The organism is Enterobacter cloacae complex sp. HYC003_NIDB (assembly GCF_056673375.1).
In genome coordinates this window covers 3,090,250-3,110,296 of record NZ_CP114220.1, presented here as the reverse complement: position 1 = coordinate 3,110,296, position 20,047 = coordinate 3,090,250, and the positions used below count along the sequence as shown (strand labels likewise).

Below are 20,047 nucleotides of genomic sequence, written 5' to 3'. Positions count from 1 at the left end.
AAAAACTACTTCAGTCTCTCCGCAAGATAACGTTGATAATCCGGGATCAAAATCTCCACCGGATCGTTAAACTGCGGCGATTCAATGATGAAATCTGCCGTTGAAAGATTGGTGGCTACCGGAATGTTCCACACCGTCGCCAGACGCAGCAGCGCTTTAACGTCCGGATCATGCGGAACCGCGTTCAGCGGATCCCAGAAGAAAATCAGAACGTCAATTTTACCTTCTGAAATCTGAGCACCTACCTGCTGGTCACCCCCCATCGGGCCGCTCAGCATGGCATTCACTTCCAGACCGGTTTCGCGGTGGATCAGGTTGCCGGTTGTTCCCGTGGCAGAAAGGGCATGATGCTGTAAAAGAGGCTGATGGCGACGAACCCAGTTAAGCAGCATTTGTTTACAGTGATCGTGCGCAACCAGAGCAATGTGCTTGCGCGCCGGAAGTGTGCGTGTTGTCAGTTCCATAATCTTATCCGTGAGGTTACCTCGTTACACGATGACGGGAACTGGCTGATGCTGCAAGAGAAAGGACGAAAAAATGTGGCTTACGACGAAGGTTGTTGCTTCGCCCATTGCAGAAAACGGGCGCGCGTGTCCGGATCGGCATTCTGGAACCAGAACTTGAGGCGTTGCTCAGTAAGGGTCTGCGACTGAGGGGGGAGTACATCCAGCTCCGATACGCCCGAAAGCAGGGTACTGTCATCCGCCATCATGGTGGCGAACTGGGGCAGCGAGGCGCGCCTGCTGGCCCTGTTGTAGGTCTCGGTGTCCGCTTCATAGTCTGTTCCCTTTGGCCTTTTTGTCAGCGCCAGAATATCCAGTTTTACCGGGATGGGCATGGAGTCCCCGTCCACCAGTTCAATGCGCGGCGAGGCATCAAATGCCAGTGACTCCTTTTCTGTCTCAAGGCGCGGGAGACGAAAATTGACCTGGCTGATACGCTGGGTATTAAAGCTGACCACCAGCGGAGGCGAAATGTACACCTGCTGTTCGTTGTCGGCGAGGCGAATGGTCTTTTCCACCCGAAAAACCACCTGGTGCGGGCCGTTATCCAGCTCGATACTGTCTGCACCCCGCAGCAGGGAGCTGGAGACTTTTTTCCCGTCCAGCACCAGCAGGTCAATGTCGGTTGAGAGTCTGAGGGTGGTTGCGAAAACACAAACCGGCATGATTAACGCAACCATAGCCCAGGCAATGCCGGTTTTCATAGCAGACTCCTGTAGACAAACTACCCGGTAAGAATGTATCAAAAGTTTTCGACAAACACGTTTACTAACATATAGACATATTCTGCCGTTTTGCCCTCATACTTCTGTATGGGATGCGTGGTTGAGATGTCCGCTTTGACGTACACTTTGAAAAAAGCCAGGAGGAAGAGCATGAAAGAGAACGACATTGTCGAGATTCTGACGTCCACGCGCACTATCGCGCTGGTCGGCGCGAGCGATAAACCGGATCGCCCAAGCTATCGGGTCATGAAATACCTTCTGGATCAGGGTTATCACGTGATCCCGGTCTCGCCGAAGGTGGCGGGGAAAACGCTGCTGGGCCAGCAGGGCTATGCGACGCTCGCGGACGTGCCGGAAAAGGTGGATATGGTGGACGTTTTTCGCAATTCAGAGGCGGCCTGGGGCGTGGCGCAGGAGGCGATTGCCATCGGCGCGAAAACGCTGTGGATGCAGCTGGGCGTGATTAATGAGCAGGCGGCCGTGCTGGCGCGCGATGCCGGGCTGAAGGTGGTGATGGATCGCTGTCCGGCAATCGATATTCCCCGTCTGGGGCTGGCAAAATAAAAAAAGCCCGTTTGACGGGCTTTTTTACACCTTTAGTTGCGCAGTCTTGGTGCCTGTAACTGTTTGCGGATGGTCTGAGCAAGCTCGTCCATAGTGGGTTGTTCCGGATGCTCATCCTGTAGTTCACCACTCAGCTGCGCTTCGGCAAGATAGGTATGGACAGGCTGACCATCGTCGCCCTCCATAACCACATGATACCAGGGCGCGGCGCGAAGCGCTGCGTCAACGGCCAGATCGTCTGCTGACGGTTCATCAAGGGAATACTCCGGGTCGATATCCACGACCACACCCAAATATCCAAGCAAGGTGTGGCGGACCTGCTGGCCGATACCGAATTTGCTGGCAATCATAGTCACCTCCCGGGAAACATTACATACACACTATGTGCGGGCAATATTTCTCTTTTCAAGTTACATGACGCGACAGGCAAACCCTTTCAGATACAGCCCTTCCGGGTAGGTAGCGATCACCGGGTGATCGGCGGCCTGACGGAACTGCTCTATAAATTGTACATCACGACCCGCATCTATTGCGGCATCGGCGATGATTTTTTGGAATAAATCTGTCGTCATCAGGCCAGAGCAGGAGAACGTCAGCAGCACGCCGCCCGGGTTCAGCAGCTGGATCGCCAGCATGTTGATGTCTTTATAGCCACGGCAGGCGCCCATCAGCTGGCTTTTGTTTTCAACAAACTTCGGCGGGTCCATCACGATGACGTCAAATTTCTCGCCCTGGTCGCGGTATTTACGCAGCAGTTTGAATACGTCGTCGCGCACAAACTCCGCTTTGCTCAGATCCAGCTTATTCAGCTCAACGTTCTGCTTCGCCACGTCCAGCGCTTCCTGTGAGGTGTCGACGCTCACCACCTGAGCACAGCCGCCCATCAGGGCAGAGACCGCAAAGCCGCCGGTATAAGAGAAGCAGTTCAGCACGCGTTTATCGGCAACGTACTGGCGCGTTGCCAGACGGCTGTCACGCTGGTCGAGGTAATAACCGGTCTTATGGCCGCCCTGGATATCCACCAGCAGCTTCATGCCATGTTCTTCGATAGGCAGCAGGGCAGGCGGCAGTTCGCCGGTGACCGGGCCTTGCGTCAGCTCCATGCCCTCTTTTTTACGTACCGCCACGTCGCTGCGGTCGTAAATGGCACATTCCGGGAACAGGGTTTGCAGGGCGCTAATCAGCGCGGCACGCTGGTATTCCGCCCCGGCGCTCAGCAGCTGCAACACCAGGAAATTGCCGAAGCGGTCAATGGTCACGCCCGGCAGCCCGTCGGACTCTCCGGCAATCAGACGATAGCTGTCCAGCCCGTCACGCTTTGCCAGCCACTCGCGCCACTGCTGCGCCTGTTGCAAACGACGGGCAAAGAAGTCGATATCGATGGTTTCTTCTTTATCGAACGTCCAGACGCGCGCGCGGATCTGAGATGCTGGCGAGTATGCGCCGCGTGCTAACCATTTCCCCTGATGGTCAACAATATCGATGGTTTCACCGAGGCTGGCTTTACCTTCCATGCGGGCAACCGCGCCGGAAAAGACCCAGGGATGACGGCGCAGTAATGACTTCTCGCGCCCTTTGGCTAACACTAAACGTACACTCATAATTTGCTATTCTGTCGATTCCAATGAAATGGCCGCCATTTTCCCGACTTCAGTGAGGAAATGCAACGCGCCAGTCGGATAAGGAGAAGGATGATGTCAAATGTTTGCACCATTGCCTGGGTTCATGGCCTTGTACAGGGCGTCGGATTCCGCTACAGCACCCAGCGCGAAGCCCTTCAGCTCGGGCTGACAGGGTATGCGCGTAACATGGATGATGGCAGCGTGGAGGTTGTGGCCTGCGGTGAGGCGGATCGGGTTGAGAAGCTGGTGGCGTGGCTGAAAGCGGGCGGACCGCGCAGCGCGCGGGTTGATAAGGTGCTAACGGAACCGCATCAACCCGACCGGGAATACGCTAACTTCAGTATTCGCTATTAAATGCATTTTACCGGCTTTGGCAGGCCGGCGATTTTTGTCGCCTGTTTAGCCGGGCCTTTCGGAAACAGGCGATACAGATAACGGCTGTTGCCTTTCTCTTCGCCAAATTTATTCGCCATGGCTTTGACCAGCATGCGGATAGCCGGCGAGGTGTTGAATTCAAGGTAAAATTCTCGCACGAAGCGCACCACTTCCCAGTGTTCCGGGGAGAGGGTAATTCCTTCGTTTTCCGCAATTTTCTCCGCCAGCGCTTCGCTCCACTGGCTGCTCTCTTTCAGATAACCGTCGTTATCGGTTTCGATCTCTTTGCCTTCAAAACTCAACATATTCATTCACACGTTAGTCAAAAACCGCCTAAGTCTACCAAAAAAACAAAGCCCCGCATAAGCGGGGCCCTGTTCACAGCACGGTGAGTTAATCGCGGCTGGCGAAGCCCAGGATGCTCAGCAGGCTGACAAAAATGTTGTACAGCGACACATACAGGCTCACGGTGGCGCGGATATAGTTCGTCTCACCGCCGTGAATGATGTTGCTGGTTTCATACAGGATTGCGCCGGATGAAATCAGGATAAACACCGCGCTGATTGCCAGATGCAGCGCAGGCAATTGCAGGAAGATGTTCGCCAGCATACCGACCAGCACAATCACGATACCTGCCATCAGCATACCGCCAAGGAAGGACATGTCCTTACGGGTGGTCAGCACGTAGGCCGAGCAGCAGAAGAACACCAGCGCGGTACCGCCCAGCGCCATACCAATCACGTCGCCCATTCCGGCAGACAGATAGGCATTCAGGATTGGCCCCAGAATGTAGCCCAGGAAGCCGGTAAAGGCGAACGCGGAGAGAATACCCACCGGTTTATCCGCGGTTTTGTAGGTCAGGAACATCAGACCGTACATACCTACCAGCGTGAGGATCAGGCCCGGAGAAGGCAGCATCAGTACGGTGCTGGCCGTCGCGGTAATCGCCGAAAACGCCAGCGTCAGGCTGAGCATGAAATAGGTATTGCGCAGCACCTTATGGGTGCTGAGTAGCGATGTGCGGTCGCGTGAAGAAGTAATTATACGATCCATGAGTCACTCTCTTATGACAGATGTAATTAGCGCAAAGAATAGGAAACGGCGCGGCAGACGCAAAGTGGTTTTACCCATCTTTACTCAGCCCCTTAGGGATTATACTGGTTTTTTATTCTGGCAAAGCCTTTGTACTCAGAATGAAGTGCGGTTTGTAGGGCGTATTCAGATCAACCTCTTATAGGTCACTGAAAAATATTGCGTTATTTCTCTAAGGCCGCTAAGAGTTATTTCCGGATCGTCATAAAAACAGACAATAAGGCGAAGGAAATGAAACCACAAACACGCACGCACTTTACACTCTCTTTGTTAACCGCAGGGATCCTGTGCGCCAGCACGGCAACCTGGGCGGCTAACGTGCCGGCAGGAACCCAGCTGGCAGATAAGCAGGAACTGGTCAGGAACAACGGCAGTGAACCCGCCTCGCTCGACCCGCATAAAGTCGAAAGCGATGTCGAATTCAATATTATCAGCGATTTATTCGACGGGCTGGTCAGCGTCTCTCCGGCAGGTGAAATCCAGCCGCGCCTGGCGGAGAAATGGGAAAATAAAGACAACACCGTTTGGACGTTCCATCTGCGTCCGGGCATTACCTGGAGCGATGGAACCCCCATCACCGCGGAAGATATTGTCTGGAGCTGGCAGCGGCTGGTCGACCCGAAAACCGCCTCTCCGTATGCCAGCTATCCCGGTAGTATGCGTATCGTCAACGGCACTGATATCGCAGAAGGCAAAAAAGCGCCCGAGTCGCTGGGGGTGAAAGCCATCAATGACACCACGCTGGAAGTTACGCTCACGCAACCTAACGCCGCTTTCCTGGCGATGCTGGCTCACCCGTCTCTGGTGCCAATTGATAAAGTCCTGGTAGGCCGTTTCGGTGATAAGTGGACCAAACCGGAGCACTTCGTCAGCAGCGGGGCCTATAAACTGTCACAGTGGGTGGTTAACGAACGCATTGTGGCGGTGCGTAACCCGAAATATTGGGATAACGAACATACCGTCATCAACAAGGTGACCTATCTGCCCATTTCCTCTGAAGCTGCTGACGTCAACCGCTACAAAGCGGGCGAAATCGACATTGTTTACACGGTGCCGATCAACCAGTTTGCTCAGCTGAAGAAAACGCTGGGGAGCGAGCTGGACGTTTCACCGCAGCTTGCCACCTATTATTATCAGTTCAACACCACCCGGCCGCCGTTCAACGACGCCCGCGTGCGCAAGGCGCTGAACCTGGCGCTGGATAAAGACATCATCGCCGGGAAAGTATTAGGGCAGGGCCAGCGCCCGGCATGGCTGATCAGCCAGCCGGATATTGGCGGCGTCAAGCTCCAGAACCCGGATTACGCCAGCTGGTCGATGGATAAACGCATTGCCGAGGCGAAAAAGCTGCTGGCCGAAGCCGGATTTAACGACAGCCATCCGCTCAGCTTTAATCTCCTCTATAACACCTCGGAATCGCACCAGCGTATTGCCATTGCCGCCAGCTCAATGTGGAAGAAGAACCTCGGCGTGGAGGCGAAGCTGCAAAATCAGGAGTGGAAAACCATGCTTGATACCATGCACACCCATAACTTTGACGCGGTACGCTACGCCTGGATTGCCGATTACGACGATGCGGCAACCTTCCTGAACAACTTCCGTACCGGGGATAGCCAAAACACCACTCAGTACAGCAATCCGGACTACGATCGGGCACTGGTGAACGCGGCGAAATCGAAAACGGCGGAGGAGCGCGGTAAATTCTACCAGCAGGCAGAAGATCTGCTGGGACGGGATGTACCGGCGATCCCGGTCTATCATTACGTGCGCACGCACCTGGTGAAACCGTGGGTAGGGGGCTTCACGCCAGACAAGCTCGGGTACTACTACACCAAAGATATGTACATCAAAAAGCACTAACGATCCGCGGTGGATATTATGCTGCCAAAATGGCCAATCTGTCGTCTATTCAACCGATTAAACGCATTTTGGCTATTTTTAAAGCGAACGAATGCGCGCACTCTTTACAGCGCGCGGTGAGGTGTTTATAGTTCGCCTCACTTAGGAAGCGTGGCCGAGCGGTTGAAGGCACCGGTCTTGAAAACCGGCGACCCGAAAGGGTTCTAGAGTTCGAATCTCTACGCTTCCGCCAAATTCGAAACCCCTGCGATAGCAATATCGCAGGGGTTTTTGTTTTTGCGCCAGTCTTCCGTCATGCCACCATGTTGTAGCTTATCGTGATCCCGGCGTCGGCCTTGCAGACCTGAGCTTTTACGCACCAGGTGTCCTCGATGTTTGCCGGCGTCAGAACCGCTTCTGGCGCGCCCGTGGCGGCGATCTGCCCGGCCTTCAGGAGGATCAGACGCTGGCAATAATTGGCCGCAAGATTGAGATCGTGCAGTGCAACCACCACCGTAAGCGGCAGCTGTGAAACGAGCCGCATCAGCTCCAGCTGGTGCTGAATGTCCAGGTGGTTTGTCGGTTCATCGAGCAACAGCACCTGCGGCTGCTGGGCCAGCGCGCGGGCTATCTGGCTTCGCTGGCGTTCTCCGCCAGACAAAGAGTGCCATCGCCGCTGGCGTAAGCGGCATAACTGCATCAGGCCAATCGCCTGCTCAACCGCAGCCTCATCGTCGCGCGAGGTTTTCTGGAATGTTTTCCGGTAGGGCGTACGCCCCAGTCTGACAATGTCCTCAACGGTCAGTTCTCCGTCGACCTCAGCATGTTGCGGGACAAACGCCATGTGCTGCGCGCGTTTTTTCAGCGGCATCATGCCTAGCGTTGTGCCATTAAGCGCCACGCGTTCGCTGAGTCGTGGAAACAGCCCGGCGAGACAGCGCAGCAGCGTCGACTTGCCCGAGCCGTTTGGCCCTAACAGGCCGATAATCTGCCCGGATGGCAGGTCGAGATCGATATCCTTAAGCACCGTCTGCGCTTGTCGGGTTACGGTTAACCCGGCCACAGTAATATTCATGGATGCTCCTTTCGGTTTTGATAAAGCAACGCCACAAAGACGGGGGCGCCCACCAGCGCAGTCACCACCCCGATGGGCAGAACCTGGTGCACAATCAGCGTGCGTGAGACGATATCGGCGAGGATCATAAAGTGGGCGCCGATAAGAAACGTCAGCGGGATAGATAGACGATGGCCCGGCCCACATAGCATGCGCGTTACATGGGGAATGACCAGCCCGACAAACCCCACTGCGCCCGTGGCGCTCACCAGCGTTGCGGTAACAATGGCACAGGTAAGCAATAAGACAATACGCACGGCGGTAACCGGGATCCCCAGCGTGGTGGAGACCTCATCCCCGAAGGTGAAGGTGTCCAGCGCCCGTGAAAAGAGCAATACCACCAGTAAACCCGCAAGAGTAACGGCCAGCGCCAGCAGCGCGTCAGGCCAGCGCACGCCGCTCAGACTTCCCAGCAGCCAGAACATGACGCTACGGGACTGCTCGGCATTGGCGGATGTGCTGACGACGTACGCGGTCATGGCGTTGAAGAGCTGGGTGCCCGCAATGCCAGCCAGCAAAATGCGCGACGGGCTTTCACTCATCCCGTTCGTAATCACCATGATGAGCGCAAAGGCGGCGCATGAGCCGACAAACGCACCGCTGCTTACGCCAATCACGCTCCCCCCGATGCCGAGAAGCATCACGCAGACGGCCCCCAGCGATGCGCCCGCGGAAATCCCCAGCAGATAAGGCTCAGCCAGAGGGTTACGCAGGATCGACTGTAACACCAGCCCGCACAACGCCAGGCCGCCGCCGTTGCACGCGGCCATTACTGCCCGGCTCATGCGATATTGCCAGACGATACCTTCCTCCGTTTGCGGCAACGTATAAGAGGTCAAACCCAGTCCGTTGAGGATCGCTTTCCCGGTACTGGCATACGACACCGGCATATCACCGATACTGGCGGCAAAGACCAGCATCAGCGGCAGCGCCATGGCACCTGCTGCCAGTAAACCCTGCTGGCGGCGGTCAAAAGCGAAATGACTCATTGTTCATCCCGGAAAGAAGCCAGCCGATCGCTGATAAGCTCAACCGCATCGACGTTACGCAATGAAGGGTTTAACGACATCGCTGGCACCACGATGATGTGGTTGTTCCTGACCGCAGGCATGTTCTTTGTCACCGGGTCACTGCGCAAGAACGCTTTTTTTACCTCAACGTCATCGGCAGGGTAGAGCCTGCGGGACATCCCGGCGATAACAATCACGTCCGGCTGCGAGCGGGCAATATGTTCCCACGTTACAGCGGGCCATTCGTCGTGAGAGTCAATAATGTTCTTCAACCCCAGCGTGCGGCTGATCCAGCCAGGCGCGCCGTAATTCCCGGCCACCCAGGGATCGCCATTCAGACGGCTGCTGGAGAACCAGAATACAACGCTAAGCGGTTTCGCGGAGGCGCGCGCCTGGGCCTTTTTAATACGCTCCGCCAGCGCACGATTGAGCTGCTCACCTCGCGCGGAAACATCAAAAATCGTCGCCAGATCTGTCACTTCCCGTGTAATTTCCGCCAGTGAAAACGGCGCGCTACGTGCTCCGTCTGCGTTTGAGGTTTCCGTTACCGTTTTATCCGTGCAGTCGGCAGGGGAGATCCACGTATTAATCCCCAGCGACGCAAACTGCTCACGGGTTCCCACTTCTCCCTGCGGACCAATGTGCCAGTGATACTGTGCGAGAACGAGTTCAGGTTTCTGTCCTACCACGGCCTCAAAGGAGGGGGAATTATCCGCAAGCCGGGGGAGGTTTTTCCCGGCATCCTCCAGCGTGGGTGGGAGCTTGCCGAACCAGACTGACGTCGCGGCGATCGTTTTCTCCAGCCCCAGTGCGAGCAGTAATTCTGTTTCATGCTGACCCACGGTCACGACGCGCTGAGGAGCCTGCGTAAAGGTCTGCTTAACGCCGCAATTTTCAATCGCGAGGGGCCAGGTGGTTGCGGTGAAAGCGGCAGGCGCCATGGAGAGCAGTGAAGCCAGAAATAACCCATTTTTAAGTAACATAGAACGCAATCCGAAATTGTTATGTTATAACATAATACATATATTGTGACTGAGAGCAACACGCTCACCGTCGCTTGTTGCAGAAACGAAAGGCTGGACTATTCTCAACATACCCACCTGGCATTCGCGGGTTGCCTGAAAAATAACAAGATTTCTGACCTGGGGTAGTAAGGATGAAAAAGATCCTGCTCGCGTTTGCGTTCTGTTTTGCCGCCCTGAGCGCCTTCTCATCGTATGCCGCAGAGCCCCGCCAGGCGCCTACGGAGCAGGAGCGCGCCCGAACGGTCTACATCTTCCATCAGCCCATCGTCATGCTCCAGGCGAAATTTGGCCTGACCACGCCGGAAGAACGCGTTTTACGCATCCGCAACACCCTGCGCAATTTTACCGAGGCGGATGTGCGTGAGCCGCTCAGCATCGTTCCCGTGACCCGCTATAACCAGCAGGGACGGCTGATAGTGATGAACGGGAAACCTGTGATGCTGCTGACGGAAGGGGATTTGGACGAAGGGGACGATCTTACCCTCGATCAGGCCGCACAGCGCGTGCTGGCGCGCATGGAAGCGCAAAGGATGGCGCTGCGCGATCAATACGATACCGGCTGGCTGGCGCTGTCGACGGTAAAAACAGCCGCTGGCCTGCTGGCGCTGTTGCTGCTCTGCTACGGCGCGTGGCGATCCTGGCGCTGGTTCCGGCGCGTCTACCGTCGGCGTATTGTGGAGAATCGCAGCCGGGTGCCGCAAAGCTGGCGGCGCTACATTGGCGCAATTGAGATTCGGCTTTACGCCTTGCTGATGTTCCTGCTGGGGTTGATCGGCTTTTACGTCTGGCTGAGCTGGGCATTCAGTCTGTTTCCGTGGACGCGGGTGTGGGGCACGTCGCTGGGAGACTGGACGCTTCGCGTGGTGCAGCAAATCGCCCTGGCGATTGTCTCGGCCTTGCCGGGGCTGACGATTGTGCTGATCATTTTCCTCATTACCGCATTTATTCTGAAGCTTCTCAGGATGGTGCTCAATCAGGTGGAGGCTGGTCGTCTGCAACTTCCCAGCGTACATCCGGAAACCGTGGGGGCTACCCGTAAGCTCATTTCCGTTGCCGTCTGGCTATTTGCTCTCTCCGCCGCCTGGCCGTTTCTTCCCGGTGCAAACTCGCTGGCGTTTAAAGGTATTAGCGTCTTCTTTGGCCTGATGTTAACGCTGGGCTCGGCAGGGGTGATGAACCATGCCATGAGCGGTCTGGTCCTGATTTACTCCCGCGCTCTGCGCAAAGGCGATGTCATTCGGGTGGCGGATAACGAAGGCAAGGTCAGTGAAATTGGCATGCTGGCGACCAAAATTATTACCCGGGAAAATTATGTCGTTACCGTGCCCAACGCGGTGGTGGTGAGCGGTAAGATCACCAATCTGAGCGCGCTACAGCCCGATGGCAGCCTCAATCTGACGGTCAGCGTCACGATCGGTTATGACACCCCATGGCGTCAGGTGCATGCCATGCTGGAGCTGGCCGCGAAACGGGCAAAAGGGATTGACCTTTCCGAGCCGCCGCTGGTACGCCAGTTAGGGTTAATGGACTGGTATATCGCTTACGAATTGCAGGTCCGTCTGCTGCCCGAACAGTCCCTCGCGGTTGCCCGCAATGAACTGCATAGCCAGATACAGGATGTGTTTAACGAATTTAACGTGCAGATCATGTCCCCGAATTTTGTTATGCAGCCAGAGGGCAGCGTAATGGTTGCCAAAGAGAACTGGTATACCGCGCCAGCCAAACCCCCTCAGGGCGAAACGTGACGGCCCGGTTTTTTTGTGGCAAGGCAAAATGTTACAGCTTTTAATCGACGATCGCCGATTTTACACGGGTCATCGCCAGAATGTTTTTTGAGCGCATATTTAATTTCTCGAGGATCCTCACGCGGTAGGCGCTGGTCGTTTTTTGTGACAGTTGCAGCTTTTTCGCGATCTCATGGTTTTCCAAATGAAACAGCTTCAGCACGTCATATTCGCGTCGCGTAAAGGAGTGTGTCCTGAGCGCCCGGTAAAAGCGCATCAGCTGCTGAAAAGGGTGAGCAGTAAAATGCATCGACGAATAGATAATATTATCGATTCTCACTGCGCGGTTGGCTTCTATCTCATGCATCAGGACAATGTAATCACGCTTAACTTTTTTGACCTGCCGAATGGTTTTATTGCGTAACTTATCCTGTTCAATCGCAATGATAAAATCCATCGCCTGATCGACCCCATCAAGATCGTGAATATCCGCGTCATCGCGAATCAAATGGGTTGATGTCAGGGAGCTTGATACACCATGGCAAAGGTAATAGTTATCACTGATAAATAAAAAATTCATAATCGTCGTTAAATAAAGTCATGGCTAATCTCTTATCGCAGTGATCCACGGTTAATGGGTGTTGTACGAAAAAGAGTCTAAATGACCACCCGCGAATCTAATAAACGTTATGAATGTAAAAATAAATGTTTACATTTTAGCCAGTCGATGGCGAAGAAATCAGCGGGACGGAAGGGGAGGACGGAAGACGTGTAATGTTATGCAAATTCGTGCTTTACATCATGCTCAGAGATGTTTATAGTGCGCCTCACTTTGGAAGCGTGGCCGAGCGGTTGAAGGCACCGGTCTTGAAAACCGGCGACCCGAAAGGGTTCTAGAGTTCGAATCTCTACGCTTCCGCCAAATTCGAAAACCCTGCGATAGCAATATCGCAGGGTTTTTTCGTTATTCCAGCCCCAGCGTATACTGCGCGATTTTGAAGTAGATAATCAGCCCGGTGCCGTCGATTAGCGTGGCGATAAACGGTGCGGAGACCACCGCCGGATCGATTTTGCAGCGTTTCAGTACCATCGGGATCACCGACGAGACGATGGCGCTCCACAGCGTAATGCAGACCAGCGTCAGGCTGACGATGAGCGTGATTTCCATCCCAATACCCATCATCCAGGCGCGAACGCAGCCCGCCAGACCCAGCGTGGCGGCAATCATTAACGAGGTGCTGATCTCTTTGCGCAGCACGCGACTCTTTGCGCAGCACGCGACCCACATCGCGAAGGTGGACTTCACCCAGCGCCATGGCGCGCACCAGCGTCGAGGTGATCTGCGTCCCGCTGTTTCCGCCGGTGCCAATCAGCAGCGGAATAAAGAACGCCAGCGCGATGGCAGATTCCAGCGCCTCTTCAAAATGCTGGATCACCGAACTGGTATACGCTTCCGCAACAAACAGCAGCAGCCAGACGGAGCGTTTCTTCCACAGGCTGAAGGCGCTGGTTTCCAGATAGGGCTTCTCCAGCGGCAGCGTCGCCCCCTGAAGCTGGGCATCTTCAGTAACATCATCTTCCAGCAGATGGGCGATTTCACGCTCGGTAAGGCAGCCCACCAGCTTGCCGTGGGTCACCACCGGCACTACATCCGCACCCGCGTGCGCCAGCAGCCCGGCGACATCCGCCCGCTCATCTTCCGGTTTGAGCTGAATAAAATCCGATATCATCAACCCCTTAACAGGCTGCACGGTGTCCGTGGCCTGCAATAATTTGCGTACGGCGATTAAACCCGCGAGGCGACCGTTATCTTCGATAAAAATATGCGACGGAATATCATCATCTTTTAATTTTTCAAAGAACTGCTCGCGTGCCAGAGCTACGCATAATGAAATATCGATAACGATAAAATCGGTATTCATATATTGCGCGATGGCGCTGTCATTAAAAGCCAGGTTTTGGTTATGAATAGCGTAAGACATAGTAAATTCCCTTTGAATAATAAAATCTCTCAGGGGCGAGCAAGACAGGGCATGTCGGAAAGGAGATCCCCACGTCCTGGGTTCAGCACTGTACACCGTATCCCACAAGGGAAGTTATACTGACAAAGCCTTGATTCGACAGTGCCTGTTTTACCCTGTGCCGGTTCTCTCGAACCCACCAGAGCGATAACGTGTATTTGTACAGGAGCCTCGCCATAACGAGATCGTTGTAAAACGAGAGGGATAATACGCCTGTTTAAATTTAGTGCTCAGAAAATTAAATAATGTTTAAGAACGGTTTAGGTAAATCTTATTAATAAAATGTTGAGGGTTTATTTAAGGTTATTCATTTTAAATGGACAATTAAATTATTAACGGGGGAGGGGAAAATGACATGGTTTGATAACCTGCTGAATCATTTTGCGCTGTATCCGGCACATCTGTTTGTGCTGTTATTCGTGATGGCGCTGAGCAAATCGACGGTGCTGATCTCCTCCGTGCTGCCGCCTGCGTCGGTGATGCTGCTGGCGGGCATTACCGTCAGCCAGGGGAGCATGCATCCTGCGCTGACGTGGCTCGCCGTGGTGATGGGGGCAACGGCGGGTTCGGTGCTGAATTACCATATCGGCCAACTGATGGGGCATACCCGGATGGTCACGCGCTTCACCTCAAAGCATGCCAATAAGTTCCTGCGGGTCCAGCATCAGCTGCAAAAGAACGGGGTCATCGTGCTTTTTACGTCGCGCTTCCTGGCGGTGTTGCGTTACATCGTCCCGCTGGCGGCCGGGATGCTCAGGCTGAACGCCGTCAAGGTCTACGCCGTCAGCCTGCTTTCCGCCTGTGCGTGGGCGGCGCTGTATGTCGGCGCGGTCACCGGCATCAGCGCCTTTTGAATTACAGGCTCCCCATTCCGCCGTCCACCAGCAGTTCCGTTCCCACCGTGTAGCTCGACTCGTCGGAGGCCAGATAGAGTGCGGCTTTTGCCAGCTCGGTCGTCGAGCCCATTCTGCCCAGCGGCACCAGCTTAATGACCTCTGCCATCATCGCGTTAAGCGCCTCGTCGCTTAAGCCCGTTTTCGTAAACGCCGGGGTTTCCACCGGACCGGGGCTCAGACCGTTAACGCGGATCCCGCGCGGCAGCAGTTCCGCCGACAGCGTGCGCGCCAGCGACAGCAGGGCGGCCTTGCTCGCGGCATACGCGCTGCTGGTGGGCAGGCCGATGCGCGCGCTCACGGAGCCGCAGAGGATCACCGAGGATGGGTTATTCAGCAGCGGCAGCAGTGCCTGAATTAAAAAGAACGGTCCCTTCAGGTTGATGTTCATCAGACGGTCCCAGGCCTCCTCCTGCCAGGCTTCCAGCGGCGCGTGCGTCACGTCACCGGCGTTGAGAAAGACCGCGTCCAGGCGTGGCCAGCGGGCGGCGAGGGTCTCCGCCAGCGCTTTTTGCGACGAAATATCGCCTGCGTCGGTTGGGATCACCCAGGCCTTATCGCCCAGAATGCGCTCTGCTTCGGCGAGGGTATCCGGGTTGCGTCCGGTCACGGCGACGCGCGCCCCTTCGGCGATAAACGCCTGCGCGGTGGCGAGACCGATACCGCTGGTGCCGCCGGTAATCAACGTATACTTATCGGTTAAACGACCCATGTTCTTCTCCTGAAATGTCTCTGGAGAAAGCACTATAGAAACGTTAGTATCGAAAGGAAACCAGGTACCAAATGGATACTAACGAGGCAAGAGGTGTGAAATGGCAGAGCTACTGGAAGCGTGCTGCGAAAAAAAATCTGAGGCGTATACCTGCCCGATGACGCAGTTTGTGAACCTGATTTCCGGTAAGTGGGCGATCCCCATTCTCTATCGCCTGATTGTGTTCAATACGCCCGTTCGCTTTGGCGATCTGCTGCGTGCCGCTGCCCCCATCACCCAGAAAGAGCTGACGAAGCAGCTGCGCCTGTTTGAGCAGCGCGGGCTGGTGACGCGAACGGTCTACCCGGAGATCCCGCCGCGCGTGGAGTATCAGATCACCGAGCTGGGGCTAACCCTTCAGGACGCACTCTCGCCGCTGGCCGCCTGGATGAGCGAATACGGCGACCAGCTTCAGCGTTAGGCTACTGTTTTACGTAGCGCGGATCCCCGCTTCATCGGTGAGATCGGCCACCAGAATATCGACTGCGACCCCGTAGCGCGCGTCGCGAACAATCAGCAGCGACCACCAGTCGCCGATAATATCCAGCGAACGGGTGACGGGGCAGGTGCTCTCTTCAAGGCGGGTACGTTTCACAGCGAATTCTCCGGTGGGGTATGGTTTTTTTTCATAAAACTCATCGGCACACGCCGTAAGCACGTTAATCATCAGTTTGAGAAATGCTTCCCGAAAAACCTGTCACGGATCTGTCACACTCTGGGCGACATTAAAAACGTGTGAGGAATTAGGGATGAGAAAAGCACTACTCGCAGTTGCCGTGGCAGGTACCCTTTCCGTGACCTTTGGCGCACAGGCGCAGGACACGCCGGACGGCTATCAGCTGGAACAGGTGCTCATCATGAGCCGCCACAACCTGCGCGCGCCGCTTGCCAATAACGGCAGCGTGCTGGAGCAGTCCACGCCGAAGCAGTGGCCGGAGTGGGACGTCCCGGGTGGACAGCTCACCACCAAAGGTGGCGTACTGGAAGTGTATATGGGTCACTATATGCGCGAGTGGCTGGCAGAGCAGGGGATGGTGAAGACGGGTGAATGCCCGCCAGCGGATACCGTCTATGCCTACGCCAACAGCCTCCAGCGCACCGTGGCGACCGCACAGTTCTTTATCACCGGCGCGTTCCCCGGATGCGATGTTCCTGTGCATCACCAGGAAAAAATGGGCACCATGGACCCCACCTTCAATCCGGTCATTACCGATAACTCCCCTGAGTTTCGCGAGAAAGCGCTGAAAGCGATGGAGACGGAACGGCAGAAAATGCAGCTGGATGAAAGCTACAAACTGCTGGAACAGCTGACAAACTACAGCGACTCGCCGTCCTGCAAGGAGAAAAAAGTCTGCTCCCTGACGGAGGCGAAAGATACGTTCAGCGCCGATTATGAAAAAGAACCGGGCGTCTCCGGGCCGCTGAAGGTGGGTAACTCGCTGGTGGATGCGTTCACGCTACAGTATTACGAAGGCTTCCCGACAGACCAGGTGGCCTGGGGGGAAATCAAAACCGATCAGCAGTGGCGCGTGCTGTCGAAGCTGAAAAACGGCTATCAGGACTCGCTGTTTACGTCGACGGAGGTGGCGCAGAACGTGGCTAAACCGCTGGTGAAGTACATTGATAAAGCGCTGGTGACCGACCAGGCAAAAGCGCCAAAAATCACCCTGCTGGTGGGGCATGACTCTAACATCGCCTCGCTGCTGACCGCGCTGGACTTCAGGCCTTATCAGCTGCACGACCAGCAGGAACGAACCCCGATTGGCGGTAAAATTGTCTTCCAGCGCTGGCATGACAAAAACACTAATCAGGAGCTGATGAAAATTGAGTATGTCTACCAGAGTTCAGATCAGCTGCGTAACGCCAGCGTACTGTCGCTGCAATCCCCTGCGCAGCGCGTGACGCTGGAGCTGAAGGGCTGTCCGGTGGATGGCAACGGCTTCTGTCCTGTCGATAAATTCAATGCGGTGATGAACAACGCGGCGAAATAGAAGATAACCCCCCGCGTGGGCGGGGGGAACGTTCAGACGTTTTTACGTTCGATGGTTTGCTCGCCCCAGAACAGCGAGTCTTTGTCGGTTTTTTCGAAGGCGCGAACCAGCACTTCATCGTTGCCTTCTTCCCAAATCTGCTCAGCCAGCTTTTCGTCATAATTGGCGACTTCAAAGATGGCTTCGGCAATCTCCGGAGAGGTATTGCGTAAACTTGCCCATTCGCCCACGTGGTGAGCTTTGGATTCGTGAGTTGGCATACTTGTCCTCCTGTTGGGTTAGCCGTTCAGTTTTTTGGCAAGACCCGCGACGTATTCACCCTGATAGCGGGCGATTGAAAGTTCTTCATTGCTTGGCTGACGTGAACCATCGCCACCGGCAATGGTGGTCGCACCATACGGTGTCCCGCCACGAACCTGGGAAACATCGAACAGTTCCTGCGCGCCGTAGCCAATCGGCACAATCACCATCCCATGATGGGCAAGAGTAGTCCAGGTGGAGGTGATCGTCTGCTCCTGGCCGCCGCCCGTGCCGGTAGAGCTGAACACGCTGGCCAGCTTGCCGTATAACGCGCCGGAGGCCCAGAGCCCGCCCGTCTGGTCGAGGAAGGTGCGCATCTGGCCGGACATATTGCCGAAGCGGGTCGGGGTGCCGAAGATAATGGCATCATAGTCCGCGAGCTCCTGCGGGGTGGCGACCGGGGCGTTTTGTGTTTTCCCCCCGGCTTTGGAGAAGGCTTCCGCCTGCATGGTTTCCGGTACGCGTTTAACCACGACCTCAACGCCGTCTACTCTGTTTGCGCCTTCTGCTACTGCGTGAGCCATGGTTTCAATGTGTCCATACATGGAATAATAGAGCACCAGAACTTTTGCCATTTTGCATCACTCCTCGTTGGTTTTTCTTACAGCGGATCGCTGCGTTCCTTTAAAGATATGACATCACAGCCAGACTGCAAAAATGAACGGCATTTCTTTGATATATAACAATATCTTTTGGTTACGCGCCTTGTAGCAAAATGAAACAACTTTCGCGGCGCGGATTTTCAAAATATAAGAATGGCTTATGAATGACTTCACCGATATTACATACGAAAGGCTGAGATCATGTTGCAGAATATTACCTCTCGCTTGCCGGATAGCCGCATTACACTAAGCTTAGTTTCACGCGGCACAGATAAAGGCACTGTCCTTGAGCCGCGAGGTGAAAGAATCCTCTTTTACTGAATGCAATATGATGTCTAATGTTTCACACTCTGGAGGTTAGAGATGGCAAACCATCGTGGTGGTTCAGGTAATTTCGCTGAAGACCGTGAAAGAGCATCAGAAGCAGGTCGTAAAGGTGGCCAGTCTAGCGGGGGCAACTTTAAAAACGACCCTCAGCGCGCATCAGAGGCTGGTAAAAAAGGGGGTAAAAATAGCCACGGCAGCAACAAGTAGTACGCCGGGTTAACTCCCTGCCGCCGGGTTTCCCGGCGGTTTTTTTATGTCTGCTACATTGAACTGTCATCAAAGGCATCGCACACTACAGGATTGATTCTTCGTGCTGGTGTCCCATGTCCGTTTCCCGTTTTACCTTCTCCATTAAGCCTCAGGAAGCCATCCTGATTTTGATCACCATGTTCTGGGGCGGAACCTTTCTTGCTGTTCAGTACGCGGTCACGATGAGCGATCCGTTTTTCTTCGTGGGGCTGCGCTTTGCAACCGCGGCGATTGCCGTGGCGCTTATTTCGCTGAAAACCCTGCGCGGGTTGACCCTGAGAGAGCTTAAGGCGGGTGTCGCCATTGGTGTGGCGATTGCCATGGGCTACAGCCTGCAAACGTGGGGGCTCCAGTCTATCTCCAGCAGTAAATCCGCCTTCATCACCGCCATGTACGTACCGCTGGTGCCGCTGTTGCAGTGGCTGTGCCTCGGCAGAATGCCGGGCCTGATGTCGTGCATTGGCATCGTGCTGGCGTTCATCGGCCTTATTTTATTAGCCGGGCCGGAAAATAATCTGCTGGCGCTGGGGCCGGGGGAGATCATCACTCTGGTGGGGGCCGTCGCCATTGCGGCAGAAATTATCCTGATTAGCGCCTGGGCAGGAAAAGTGGACGTCAAGCGGGTGACGGTGGTGCAGCTTACCACCGCGTCGCTGGTGGCGTTCGCGACGATGGTGCCGGCAGGGGAGTCCGTCCCGCCGATGTCTACCGGGCTTATCGTCGTGGCGCTGGGCATTTTCAGCGCCATTATCCAGGTCACCATGAACTGGGCGCAGCGCAGCGTATCCCCAACTCGGGCGACGGTCATTTATACCGGTGAACCGGTATGGGCGGGTATTTTCGGGCGACTCGCCGGGGAGCGTCTGCCCCTGCTGGCGCTGGTGGGCGCGGCGTTTATTGTTCTCGGCGTGCTGGTGAGTGAGTTAAAGCTCAGAAAGCGTCGGAATGCGGTGAACGATTTAACGGCCGAATAAGCTTTTGATTGAAATAAAGGGCAGGTTTAACTACGATGTGTACGGATGAAAACCGTACACGATAAATGAAACCATGCCAGCACTCAAAAAACAGCGTATCGATCTTCGCCTGTCGGACGAAGACAAAACAATGATTGAAGAAGCGGCAGCGATGACCAACCAAACGATCACCCAGTTTATGGTGAACAGTGCGTCAGAGCGTGCTGCCGAAGTCATCGAACAGCATCGGCGTCTCGTATTAAACGAAGCCTCATGGATTGCCGTTATGGATGCCATCGACAATCCGCCAGAGCCAAATGAACGCCTGAAGCGAGCGGCGAAACGTCTTCGAAACATGGAGTGAAGC

The 20,047-nt window shown here is 55.1% G+C and carries 23 protein-coding genes, 2 tRNA genes, 2 pseudogenes and 1 riboswitch; of the genes and pseudogenes, 12 read left to right on the top strand and 15 right to left on the bottom strand.

The genetic code is table 11. The features are described from left to right. Nucleotides 1-5: 5 nt before the first annotated feature. Both mgsA and csgI read right to left on the bottom strand, forming a co-directional pair. Nucleotides 6-464 (bottom strand): methylglyoxal synthase, encoded by a 459-nt coding sequence (mgsA, locus tag O1722_RS14950; protein ID WP_003858146.1) that lies wholly within the window; start codon nt 462-464, stop codon nt 6-8. Nucleotides 465-544: 80 nt separating this feature from the next. Continuing rightward, the gene (gene csgI / locus O1722_RS14945; RefSeq protein WP_015570892.1) at nt 545-1,207 is read right to left on the bottom strand and encodes a curli synthesis inhibitor; all 663 of its coding nucleotides are present in this window, start codon (nt 1,205-1,207) and stop codon (nt 545-547) included. A gap of 171 nt (nt 1,208-1,378) precedes the next feature. Between csgI and O1722_RS14940 the strand changes: the two genes are divergently transcribed. After that, the gene (locus O1722_RS14940) at nt 1,379-1,792 is read left to right on the top strand and encodes a CoA-binding protein (protein ID WP_006809337.1); all 414 of its coding nucleotides are present in this window, start codon (nt 1,379-1,381) and stop codon (nt 1,790-1,792) included. 32 nt (nt 1,793-1,824) lie between these two features. Here the strand turns inward: O1722_RS14940 and hspQ are convergent, their stop codons facing one another. Together hspQ and rlmI are read right to left on the bottom strand one after the other, a co-directional pair. Beyond that, nucleotides 1,825-2,142, bottom strand: coding sequence for a heat shock protein HspQ (gene hspQ / locus O1722_RS14935; RefSeq protein WP_017693678.1), 318 nt, complete (start codon nt 2,140-2,142; stop codon nt 1,825-1,827). Between the two features lie 60 nt (nt 2,143-2,202). Next, a complete protein-coding gene (rlmI, locus tag O1722_RS14930; protein ID WP_033487271.1) occupies nt 2,203-3,393 on the bottom strand; it encodes a 23S rRNA (cytosine(1962)-C(5))-methyltransferase RlmI in 1,191 nt (396 codons plus the stop codon). Between the two features lie 93 nt (nt 3,394-3,486). Between rlmI and yccX the strand changes: the two genes are divergently transcribed. Then, nucleotides 3,487-3,768 carry an acylphosphatase gene (gene yccX, locus O1722_RS14925; protein ID WP_023296278.1) on the top strand — a complete coding sequence of 94 codons (282 nt, stop codon included), beginning with the start codon at nt 3,487-3,489 and terminating at the stop codon, nt 3,766-3,768. On the opposite strand, the gene tusE is transcribed toward yccX, so the two are convergent. Further along, nucleotides 3,765-4,094, bottom strand: a complete 330-nt coding sequence (tusE, locus tag O1722_RS14920; protein ID WP_003858129.1) for a sulfurtransferase TusE — start codon at nt 4,092-4,094, stop codon at nt 3,765-3,767. The two genes, yccX and tusE, sit on opposite strands and share 4 nt — an antisense overlap. 88 nt (nt 4,095-4,182) lie before the next feature. Beyond that, nucleotides 4,183-4,842, bottom strand: a complete 660-nt coding sequence (yccA, locus tag O1722_RS14915; protein ID WP_003858127.1) for an FtsH protease modulator YccA — start codon at nt 4,840-4,842, stop codon at nt 4,183-4,185. A gap of 270 nt (nt 4,843-5,112) precedes the next feature. On the opposite strand from yccA, the gene O1722_RS14910 reads away from it, so the two are divergent. Further along, on the top strand, nt 5,113-6,741 hold the full coding sequence (locus O1722_RS14910) for an ABC transporter substrate-binding protein (RefSeq protein ID WP_033487270.1): 1,629 nt from the start codon (nt 5,113-5,115) through the stop codon (nt 6,739-6,741). A 144-nt stretch (nt 6,742-6,885) separates the two neighbouring features. Next, a tRNA-Ser gene (locus O1722_RS14905) sits at nt 6,886-6,973 on the top strand. Nucleotides 6,974-7,033: 60 nt separating this feature from the next. On the opposite strand, the gene O1722_RS14900 is transcribed toward O1722_RS14905, so the two are convergent. Genes O1722_RS14900 through O1722_RS14890 form a run of 3 tightly spaced genes read right to left on the bottom strand, consistent with a single transcriptional unit; the run spans nt 7,034 to nt 9,827 of the window. Then, nucleotides 7,034-7,795, bottom strand: coding sequence for an ABC transporter ATP-binding protein (locus O1722_RS14900; protein WP_015570887.1), 762 nt, complete (start codon nt 7,793-7,795; stop codon nt 7,034-7,036). After that, on the bottom strand, nt 7,792-8,823 hold the full coding sequence (locus O1722_RS14895; protein WP_032671208.1) for a FecCD family ABC transporter permease: 1,032 nt from the start codon (nt 8,821-8,823) through the stop codon (nt 7,792-7,794). Before O1722_RS14895 ends, O1722_RS14900 begins: the two co-directional genes overlap by 4 nt. After that, complete coding sequence (locus tag O1722_RS14890; RefSeq protein WP_033487269.1) at nt 8,820-9,827, bottom strand: ABC transporter substrate-binding protein; 1,008 nt, start codon at nt 9,825-9,827, stop codon at nt 8,820-8,822. The genes O1722_RS14895 and O1722_RS14890 overlap by 4 nt, the downstream gene beginning before the upstream one ends. A 173-nt stretch (nt 9,828-10,000) precedes the next feature. On the opposite strand from O1722_RS14890, the gene O1722_RS14885 reads away from it, so the two are divergent. Next, a complete protein-coding gene (locus O1722_RS14885; RefSeq protein ID WP_033487268.1) occupies nt 10,001-11,614 on the top strand; it encodes a mechanosensitive ion channel family protein in 1,614 nt (537 codons plus the stop codon). A gap of 40 nt (nt 11,615-11,654) precedes the next feature. Here O1722_RS14885 and O1722_RS14880 read toward each other — a convergent pair whose 3' ends face one another. Continuing rightward, entirely contained in the window at nt 11,655-12,173 is a 519-nt protein-coding gene (locus O1722_RS14880) for a LuxR C-terminal-related transcriptional regulator (RefSeq protein ID WP_023315777.1), read from the bottom strand. A gap of 254 nt (nt 12,174-12,427) precedes the next feature. Between O1722_RS14880 and O1722_RS14875 the strand changes: the two genes are divergently transcribed. Beyond that, nucleotides 12,428-12,515, top strand: a tRNA-Ser gene (locus O1722_RS14875). A 42-nt stretch (nt 12,516-12,557) separates the two neighbouring features. On the opposite strand, the pseudogene O1722_RS14870 reads toward O1722_RS14875, so the two are convergent. Next, nucleotides 12,558-13,575, bottom strand: a pseudogene (locus O1722_RS14870) (magnesium transporter). A gap of 60 nt (nt 13,576-13,635) precedes the next feature. Then, a riboswitch (M-box (ykoK) riboswitch) is annotated at nt 13,636-13,805 on the bottom strand. A 159-nt stretch (nt 13,806-13,964) separates the two neighbouring features. Between O1722_RS14870 and O1722_RS14865 the strand changes: the two are divergent. Then, on the top strand, nt 13,965-14,468 hold the full coding sequence (locus tag O1722_RS14865) for a DedA family protein (protein ID WP_015570881.1): 504 nt from the start codon (nt 13,965-13,967) through the stop codon (nt 14,466-14,468). Nucleotide 14,469: 1 nt separating this feature from the next. On the opposite strand, the gene O1722_RS14860 is transcribed toward O1722_RS14865, so the two are convergent. Then, on the bottom strand, nt 14,470-15,219 hold the full coding sequence (locus O1722_RS14860) for an SDR family oxidoreductase (protein ID WP_033487266.1): 750 nt from the start codon (nt 15,217-15,219) through the stop codon (nt 14,470-14,472). Nucleotides 15,220-15,319: 100 nt separating this feature from the next. On the opposite strand from O1722_RS14860, the gene O1722_RS14855 reads away from it, so the two are divergent. Beyond that, on the top strand, nt 15,320-15,679 hold the full coding sequence (locus O1722_RS14855) for a winged helix-turn-helix transcriptional regulator (RefSeq protein ID WP_017384779.1): 360 nt from the start codon (nt 15,320-15,322) through the stop codon (nt 15,677-15,679). Between the two features lie 66 nt (nt 15,680-15,745). Here O1722_RS14855 and O1722_RS14850 read toward each other — a convergent pair. After that, nucleotides 15,746-15,925: pseudogene (locus O1722_RS14850) on the bottom strand (winged helix-turn-helix transcriptional regulator); the annotation flags it as partial. A gap of 82 nt (nt 15,926-16,007) precedes the next feature. Here O1722_RS14850 and agp point away from each other — a divergent pair. Then, nucleotides 16,008-17,249, top strand: coding sequence for a bifunctional glucose-1-phosphatase/inositol phosphatase (agp, locus tag O1722_RS14845; protein WP_033487264.1), 1,242 nt, complete (start codon nt 16,008-16,010; stop codon nt 17,247-17,249). A 32-nt stretch (nt 17,250-17,281) separates the two neighbouring features. Here the strand turns inward: agp and O1722_RS14840 are convergent, their stop codons facing one another. Both O1722_RS14840 and wrbA read right to left on the bottom strand, forming a co-directional pair. Next, complete coding sequence (locus tag O1722_RS14840; protein WP_032670920.1) at nt 17,282-17,509, bottom strand: YccJ family protein; 228 nt, start codon at nt 17,507-17,509, stop codon at nt 17,282-17,284. 18 nt (nt 17,510-17,527) lie between these two features. Beyond that, nucleotides 17,528-18,124 carry an NAD(P)H:quinone oxidoreductase gene (wrbA, locus tag O1722_RS14835; protein ID WP_033487263.1) on the bottom strand — a complete coding sequence of 199 codons (597 nt, stop codon included), beginning with the start codon at nt 18,122-18,124 and terminating at the stop codon, nt 17,528-17,530. A 390-nt stretch (nt 18,125-18,514) separates the two neighbouring features. On the opposite strand from wrbA, the gene O1722_RS14830 reads away from it, so the two are divergent. From O1722_RS14830 to O1722_RS14820, 3 genes are all read left to right on the top strand, one after another. Next, nucleotides 18,515-18,685, top strand: a complete 171-nt coding sequence (locus O1722_RS14830) for a con-10 family general stress protein (protein WP_001273664.1) — start codon at nt 18,515-18,517, stop codon at nt 18,683-18,685. Nucleotides 18,686-18,801: 116 nt separating this feature from the next. Next, entirely contained in the window at nt 18,802-19,701 is a 900-nt protein-coding gene (locus O1722_RS14825) for a DMT family transporter (protein WP_033487262.1), read from the top strand. A gap of 73 nt (nt 19,702-19,774) precedes the next feature. Next, nucleotides 19,775-20,044: a type II toxin-antitoxin system TacA family antitoxin gene (locus O1722_RS14820; protein ID WP_015570876.1), complete on the top strand. Its 270-nt coding sequence runs from the start codon at nt 19,775-19,777 to the stop codon at nt 20,042-20,044. Nucleotides 20,045-20,047 lie beyond the last annotated feature (3 nt).

Coding starts and splice junctions, on each gene's coding strand:
- mgsA (WP_003858146.1), bottom strand. CDS start 464: ATGGAACTGACAACACGCACACTTCCGGCGCGCAAGCACATTGCTCTG.
- csgI (WP_015570892.1), bottom strand. CDS start 1,207: ATGAAAACCGGCATTGCCTGGGCTATGGTTGCGTTAATCATGCCGGTT.
- O1722_RS14940 (WP_006809337.1), top strand. CDS start 1,379: ATGAAAGAGAACGACATTGTCGAGATTCTGACGTCCACGCGCACTATC.
- hspQ (WP_017693678.1), bottom strand. CDS start 2,142: ATGATTGCCAGCAAATTCGGTATCGGCCAGCAGGTCCGCCACACCTTG.
- rlmI (WP_033487271.1), bottom strand. CDS start 3,393: ATGAGTGTACGTTTAGTGTTAGCCAAAGGGCGCGAGAAGTCATTACTG.
- yccX (WP_023296278.1), top strand. CDS start 3,487: ATGTCAAATGTTTGCACCATTGCCTGGGTTCATGGCCTTGTACAGGGC.
- tusE (WP_003858129.1), bottom strand. CDS start 4,094: ATGTTGAGTTTTGAAGGCAAAGAGATCGAAACCGATAACGACGGTTAT.
- yccA (WP_003858127.1), bottom strand. CDS start 4,842: ATGGATCGTATAATTACTTCTTCACGCGACCGCACATCGCTACTCAGC.
- O1722_RS14910 (WP_033487270.1), top strand. CDS start 5,113: ATGAAACCACAAACACGCACGCACTTTACACTCTCTTTGTTAACCGCA.
- O1722_RS14900 (WP_015570887.1), bottom strand. CDS start 7,795: ATGAATATTACTGTGGCCGGGTTAACCGTAACCCGACAAGCGCAGACG.
- O1722_RS14895 (WP_032671208.1), bottom strand. CDS start 8,823: ATGAGTCATTTCGCTTTTGACCGCCGCCAGCAGGGTTTACTGGCAGCA.
- O1722_RS14890 (WP_033487269.1), bottom strand. CDS start 9,827: ATGTTACTTAAAAATGGGTTATTTCTGGCTTCACTGCTCTCCATGGCG.
- O1722_RS14885 (WP_033487268.1), top strand. CDS start 10,001: ATGAAAAAGATCCTGCTCGCGTTTGCGTTCTGTTTTGCCGCCCTGAGC.
- O1722_RS14880 (WP_023315777.1), bottom strand. CDS start 12,173: ATGAATTTTTTATTTATCAGTGATAACTATTACCTTTGCCATGGTGTA.
- O1722_RS14865 (WP_015570881.1), top strand. CDS start 13,965: ATGACATGGTTTGATAACCTGCTGAATCATTTTGCGCTGTATCCGGCA.
- O1722_RS14860 (WP_033487266.1), bottom strand. CDS start 15,219: ATGGGTCGTTTAACCGATAAGTATACGTTGATTACCGGCGGCACCAGC.
- O1722_RS14855 (WP_017384779.1), top strand. CDS start 15,320: ATGGCAGAGCTACTGGAAGCGTGCTGCGAAAAAAAATCTGAGGCGTAT.
- agp (WP_033487264.1), top strand. CDS start 16,008: ATGAGAAAAGCACTACTCGCAGTTGCCGTGGCAGGTACCCTTTCCGTG.
- O1722_RS14840 (WP_032670920.1), bottom strand. CDS start 17,509: ATGCCAACTCACGAATCCAAAGCTCACCACGTGGGCGAATGGGCAAGT.
- wrbA (WP_033487263.1), bottom strand. CDS start 18,124: ATGGCAAAAGTTCTGGTGCTCTATTATTCCATGTATGGACACATTGAA.
- O1722_RS14830 (WP_001273664.1), top strand. CDS start 18,515: ATGGCAAACCATCGTGGTGGTTCAGGTAATTTCGCTGAAGACCGTGAA.
- O1722_RS14825 (WP_033487262.1), top strand. CDS start 18,802: ATGTCCGTTTCCCGTTTTACCTTCTCCATTAAGCCTCAGGAAGCCATC.
- O1722_RS14820 (WP_015570876.1), top strand. CDS start 19,775: ATGCCAGCACTCAAAAAACAGCGTATCGATCTTCGCCTGTCGGACGAA.